This window comes from Bradyrhizobium sp. P2_E8, from assembly GCF_056403875.1.
This window is the reverse complement of record NZ_JBFUES010000768.1, coordinates 1-3,736: the sequence shown is the minus strand read 5'-3', so window position 1 is coordinate 3,736 and position 3,736 is coordinate 1. Positions and strand designations below refer to the sequence as shown.

At 66.9% G+C, this 3,736-nt stretch carries 3 protein-coding genes; all 3 read left to right on the top strand.

The features are described 5' to 3' along the window. Nucleotides 1-354: 2'-5' RNA ligase family protein (locus AC1D00_RS31420; RefSeq protein WP_477013334.1), on the top strand; the 354-nt coding region annotated here is incomplete at its 5' end. A gap of 825 nt (nt 355-1,179) precedes the next feature. Beyond that, nucleotides 1,180-2,772, top strand: coding sequence for an amidohydrolase family protein (locus AC1D00_RS31415; protein WP_477013333.1), 1,593 nt, complete (start codon nt 1,180-1,182; stop codon nt 2,770-2,772). Nucleotides 2,773-2,775: 3 nt separating this feature from the next. Next, nucleotides 2,776-3,705, top strand: coding sequence for a CobW family GTP-binding protein (locus AC1D00_RS31410; protein ID WP_477013332.1), 930 nt, complete (start codon nt 2,776-2,778; stop codon nt 3,703-3,705). The last annotated feature ends 31 nt before the right edge of the window (nt 3,706-3,736 follow it).

The window sequence follows — 3,736 nt, the reverse complement described above, 5'->3', positions numbered from 1 at the left end:
ATGCTGACGGCCGTCAGCGGCGAGGCGCAACTGCGTATCGAATTCAGACAAATTCGTTGGTTCGAAGGTTCGCCTCTCGTCCTCTGGGCCGACCCAGCGTCCAATGGGGCCCTGACCCGCATCCACAGCGCCATCAGTGCAGCAATTGATCCGGCGCATTGTCGCCCGCATTATCGGCCCGGAGCATGGACGCCACACTGCACGCTCGGCACGCGCATCGCCGACGAACGGCACGATGACGCCATTGCCTTTGCACGGTCATACGACGGCAGGATCGAAGTGCTGTTCGATGTGGTGGATTGCGTCGCCTTTCCGCCGGTGCGAATTATATCCGAGCAGAGATTGCCATCGTAGTCGGTCGTCAATCAGGGCGATGTGCTTCGCGAGAGCTCAGCCCATCCTGCGTACCAAGCGACGCTTCGGATCTGATCCGCTGCAGGCGCGCCATCTCGGGACTGCGCGGCCGTCGGGCAAGACAGCCGAAACAGGATGTCAACCCCGTCCTCGCAAAAGATTCCACTTTACCGAAATTCGGATTTGTCGTATGTGTCGGCCATCCCAGCCCGGCAAGAGGGGCGGTCGTACGTCGTCACGAACGCGGGCTGGGTTGCGGTGGACGCGGGCGGCGTTAAGGCGGTCGGTAGCGTGCAGGGCGAGATGAACCTCGTGAGCGCGCTACGGACCGCGAAGACGGACGGCGCCCAAGCTTTGCGGAGCCTTTGACTGAGCAGGGCCGTGCCCTGCGAAGCCTCTTGGTGAAGCAGGGTCAGCTCGCGTACGGCGAAACCGTGTGGTCCTGGCCGTCGTTGCTACGGTCAAGCCTTGGCGAAGGCGTCAATCGCGTCAACCGGCGCGGTGCCGTGCATTTCGCGAAGGCGAGGGAGGCCAGAACGAACTCGGCTCCCGGGAGAGCACGGCATAGGCCGTCAAACCATCGCGCAGGGAAGGCCGGGTTTCGGCTGCCCTGTGTCTCCCCTGTGCATTGCGTGTGCATCTGTTCAGCGCAGGGGTCTTAATGGGTGCCAGCCGGCGCCCGGTCTTCCCTGCGCCCTTTCTTTCGAGGGGTGTGAAGCGAAGCAAAGCAAAGCTCGGGCAAATCATGCCGCGAGAGCGCGGCCGCGCGCCCGGACCTCACGCCCGGACCTCCCATGCGAGCATGCTGCACCGGCATCCGCGGYGGTGGTCGTCGTCCCGAAAATCTGCCTCTATGCGGCCCAGACGCACCTCCGAAGCTGCTGCCTGGCCTTTGGAGATTTTGGCAATAGCATGCGGAGCGACGATATGAGCGGTTTGGTGATCTCTGGCGGCCGGGTGGTGGATCCGGCGAGCGGGATGGATGCCATCGGCGATGTGGCGGTGGTGGACGGCAAGATCGCCGCCGTCGGCGCCTCGCTCGGCGGCGCCGAGCGGGTGATCGACGCCACCGGCCTCGTGGTCGCGCCCGGCTTCATCGATCTGCACGCGCATGGCCAGTCGATCCCGGCCGACCGCATGCAGGCGTTCGACGGGGTGACGACGACGCTCGATCTCGAGGCCGGCGTGCTGCCGGTCGCATCCTGGTATGAGCGTCAGGCCAGAAAGGGACGCGTGCTGAACTACGGCGCCGCCACCAACTGGGCCTTTGCGCGCATCGGCGCGATGACGGGCTCCAATGCGGAGAGCTCGCTGGAGGCGTTCGGCAACGCCATGCGCGACCGCCGCTGGATGGACAACGTCGCGACCGACGCCGAGGTCGCCGGCATCCTCGATCGGCTCGCGCGCGGCCTCAACGAAGGCGGCATCGGCATCGGCATCTTGAACGCCTACGCGCCGGGCGCCGGCGTGCAGGAGCTGACCGCGGTCTGCCAGCTTGCAGCCGCCAAGGACGTGCCGACCTTCACCCACGTCGCCTACATGTCGCGCATCGATCCTGAAAGCGCGGCGGAGGCCTATATCCGCCTGATCGGCTATGCCGGCGCCACCGGCGCGCACATGCACATCTGCCACTTCAACTCGTCGAGCAAGACCGACATCGAGCGCTGCCGCGTTCTGGTCGAGAAGGCCCAGGCGCAGGGCCTGCCCATTACGGTCGAGGCCTATCCTTACGGCACCGGCTCGACCGTGCTGGCCGCGGCCTTCTTCAGCGACCCCCAATTCGTCGAGCGCAACGGCACCGGTTACGATTCGGTGCAGCGCGTGACCGACGGCTATCGCTTCCACGACCGCGAGGAGCTGCTCAAGGCGCAGGCCGAAGAGCCGTCCTCGCTGGTGCTCTGGCACATCCTCGACACCGAGAACAATTCGCATCACCGCGACCTGCTCGACATGTCGGTGCTCTATCCCGGCGGCGCGATCGCGTCCGACGCGATGCCGTGGACGACGTCGGACGGCAAGACTTACACCGGCGACGCCTGGCCGCTGCCGGATGATGCGACGTCGCATCCGCGCTCGGCCGGCTGCTTCACAAAGTTCATCCGGGAATGGGTGCGCGAACGCAAGACGGTGTCGCTGCTGGAAGGCGTGCGCAAATGCGCGCTGATCCCGGCGGAGATCCTGTCGCAGAGCACGCCCGCGATGCGCGCCAAGGGCCGGCTCGCGAAGGACGCCGATGCCGATATCGTCGTGTTCGACTACGAGAAGCTCAGCGACCGCGCCACATTCACGGCGATGAACCGTCCGTCCGAGGGCGTGCGGCATCTCGTCGTCAGCGGCCAGGTGCTGATCAGCGACGGCGTGCTGGACGCGGCGGCGCGGCCGGGCAAACCCGTGCGTCGCCCCGTCGTCGAGAGCTGACCCATGTCGGTCCCCATTCTCCTGGTCACGGGCTTTCTGGGGGCGGGCAAGACCACGGTCGTCAACCATCTGCTGGCGCATGCGGAGGGACGGCGGATCGCCGCCGTCGTCAACGATTTCGGCGCGATCAACATCGATGCGGAGCTGATCGCGGGCGCGAGCGACGGCGTGGTGAGCCTTGCCAACGGCTGCATCTGCTGCTCGCTCGAAGGCGATCTCTTGCGCACGCTCGCGACTCTGCTGCGGCGTGATCCGAAACCGGACACCATCGTCATCGAGACCAGCGGCGTCGCCGATCCCTCCGACATCGTGCGCAACCTGATGGATCCGGTGATCCTGCGCGAGGCGCCGCTGGAAACCGTGCTCTGCGTGATGGACGCAGGCACACCGCCGTCAGCCTTCGATGACGCGCTGGTGCGCGCGCAGCTGCGCGTCGCCGATATCGTGGCGCTCAGCAAGCTGGATCTGGCGGACGAGGGCGCGGGTGCCCGGATGTGCGAAGCCATCCGCGCGCTGCGCGTCCCCGCCGTGGTGGTCGATGCGCAGCACGGCGAGATTCCGTCCGCGCTGCTGTTTCCCGCAACCATCGATCGCGCGCCTGCGCCGCGCGAGCCCGGGCCGCGGCGGCCGGCAGAAGAGCGCTTCGAAACGCTGAGCTGGACCTCGGACCACCCGATCTCGCTGCCGCGCCTGCAGCAGGCCATCGGCCGGCTCGCGCCAAAGCTCGCCCGCGCCAAGGGCCTGTTCGAGACCGTCGAGCAGCCCGGCCGCCTGACCGTGTTCCAGTTTGCCGGCGGCCGCGCGACGCTGGCGCCGGGTGAGGCGCCAAGCCCAGGCGTGCCGCGGTCACGTATTGTCTTCATCGCCGAGCTCGGGGTGCTCTCGAAGGCCGAGCTCGACGGGATCATGGCGGGGTGCGTTGCGAGCGAGTGAGATGAGGCGGTAGGATGGATCGCAGTCACAG